The following is a 1,842-nucleotide window of genomic DNA, read 5'->3' on the forward strand; positions in this document are numbered from 1 at the left end:
CCCCCGGTGCCGCCCGCCGGTCACGGTCGCCATACCTGGGTTATCACCGAGAACGGCGTCAGCCGTCAGGCCACCCCCGCCGAACGCGCCGAGTTCGCCCGTGCTCGCAGCCAGGCGCGCGAGGCAGGCCGTCACGCTCGCGCCGCAGCCGCCCAGGCCCGGGCCCATGCCGCCCAGGCGCGAGTCCATGCCCGCGCCGCCGCACCCCTGCGCGCTGACGCCCGGATGCAGGCCGATCATGCGCGCGAGATGGCCCGCACGGCACGCCAACAGGCCATGCACGCCCGGACCAACGGTCGCGTTCAGATGCACGGCGGCGCCGACCAGATGCATCAGGGGGCCGAACAGATGCGCCGTGCCGCAGCACAGCTGGACGACCCGGCCTTCCGCGCCGAACAGATCGCCCGCGCCCAGGCGAATGGTCGAAACGTTACCGACGCCCAGCTTCAGGCCGCTGCGCCCCGTCTGCGGTCGCGGGCGGACACGCTGGACCAGCGCGCCGCCCGTCTGGCGGCCAACGCCGACCGCCAGGACTGACCGAGGCTTCTAGGCTGCGTCGACCAGTACGATCTCGCTGTCGTTGACGGCGGTGACGGTGATCGTGTCCTCGCCCGTGATGGCCAGTCCATCGCGGGCGTTGGCGCGCACGCCGTTGACCTCGATCGCGCCGACCGCAGGCACCAGATAGCCGCGACGGTTCGCTCCGAGCGGATAGGTCGCCGTCTCGCCGGCCCTCAGGGTCGCGGCCACTACACGGGCATCCGTCCGGATCGGCAGGGCATCCGCATCGTCATCGAAGCCGGACGCCAGGACCACGAACTGGCCCGCGCGGTCGCCCTTGGGAAAGGGCTTGGCCCCCCAGGCCGGCTTCTCGCCGCGCCGGGTCGGCTCGATCCAGATCTGGAAGATCCGGGTCAGGTCGGGCTCGGCATTGTACTCGGCGTGCCGGATGCCGGTGCCCGCGCTCATCACCTGGACGTCGCCCGCGACCGTGCGACCCTTGTTACCCAAACTGTCCTCGTGGGTGATGGCCCCTTCGCGGACATAGGTGATGATCTCCATGTCGGCGTGCGGGTGCGGCGGAAAGCCCGATCCGGCGGCGATTTCGTCGTCGTTCCAGACCCGCAGATTGCCCCAGCTCATCCGCTTGGGATCATGGTAGTTGGCGAAGGAGAAATGATGCTTGGCGTTCAGCCAGCCGTGGTTGGCACCGCCCAGGCTGTCGAAAGGTCGAAGTTCGATCATGGTCTTGGTCCCTGTCTTGATCTGCGCGGCCAGCCGATGCCGGTACCGCTGTGGCTTGAGGACAAGATAGCGATCGGCGTAGGTTCAGAAATAGAAACGGCCGAAACACACGGTTTCCGAAATCATGTCCAAACTCCCCGACCTCGAAGCCCTCGCCATCTTCGCCCGGGTGGCGGAAAGCCAGTCCTTCTCCGGGGCAGCAGAGGCGCTGGGCCTGTCGAAGGCGACGGTGTCCAAGGCGGTGACGCGGCTGGAGCAGAGGCTGGGTACCACCCTGCTGCACCGAACCTCGCGCCGCTTCGCCCTGACCGATTCGGGTCGCACCCTGGCGGCCCGCGCTGCCCAGATGGTGCATGAGGCCGAAGAGGCCGAGGCCCAGGCGCTGGACCAGTCGATCACGCCGCGCGGGCTGGTGCGTCTGGCGGCACCGATGTCGTTCGGCATGACCTATGTGGCGCCCGCCCTGCCGGATTTCCTGGCCCGTCACCCCGACGTGTCAATCGACCTGCATCTGTCGGACGAGACCGTCGATCTCGTCGGTGGCGGCTTCGACTGCGCGCTCAGGATCGCGGCGCTTCCCGATTCGTCGCTGACGGC

General features: G+C 68.9%; 2 protein-coding genes and 1 pseudogene. 2 read left to right on the forward strand and 1 reads right to left on the reverse strand.

Features of this window, described 5'->3' with window-relative positions; translation table 11 throughout:
• A pseudogene (locus JHC99_RS07875) lies at positions 1-537 on the forward strand (peptidase M56); the annotation flags it as partial.
• 9 nt (positions 538-546) lie between these two features.
• On the opposite strand, the gene JHC99_RS07880 reads toward JHC99_RS07875, so the two are convergent.
• Complete coding sequence (locus JHC99_RS07880; RefSeq protein WP_292153163.1) at positions 547-1,245, reverse strand: pirin family protein; 699 nt, start codon at positions 1,243-1,245, stop codon at positions 547-549.
• Between the two features lie 124 nt (positions 1,246-1,369).
• Here JHC99_RS07880 and JHC99_RS07885 point away from each other — a divergent pair.
• Positions 1,370-1,842, forward strand: a 473-nt coding sequence (locus JHC99_RS07885) for a LysR family transcriptional regulator (RefSeq protein WP_292153167.1), incomplete at its 3' end; no start/stop codon positions are given.

This window comes from Brevundimonas sp., from assembly GCF_016463485.1.
Taxonomy (GTDB): domain Bacteria; phylum Pseudomonadota; class Alphaproteobacteria; order Caulobacterales; family Caulobacteraceae; genus Brevundimonas.

Bases quoted from the DNA above. Each gene is read 5' to 3' on its own strand.
- JHC99_RS07880 (WP_292153163.1), bottom strand. From the start codon at position 1,245: ATGATCGAACTTCGACCTTTCGACAGCCTGGGCGGTGCCAACCACGGC.